At 66.8% G+C, this 220-nt stretch carries 1 protein-coding gene; it reads right to left on the bottom strand.

Annotated features, from left to right (window positions below):
* On the bottom strand, positions 1–220 hold a 220-nt coding region (locus IEZ12_RS37690; protein ID WP_229847226.1), incomplete at both ends, for an Hsp70 family protein.

Here is a 220-nt window from a genome sequence, read left to right as displayed (position 1 = left end):
CGGCGGTGGTGAAGATCTCGGAGCGCTTGGTCGGGATCGTGGTGTTGCGCTCGATCAGCTTCGTCATGATGCCGCCCCTGGTCTCGATGCCGAGGGACAGCGGGGTGACGTCCAGCAGCAGGACGTCCTTGACCTCACCCTTGAGGACACCGGCCTGCAGCGAGGCGCCGATGGCGACGACCTCGTCCGGGTTGACGCCCTTGTGCGGGTCCTTGCCGGT

The sequence above is a fragment of the Kitasatospora griseola genome, assembly GCF_014648555.1.
GTDB lineage: Bacteria > Actinomycetota > Actinomycetes > Streptomycetales > Streptomycetaceae > Kitasatospora > Kitasatospora griseola.
This window is presented reverse-complemented; position numbering and strand designations above follow the sequence as displayed.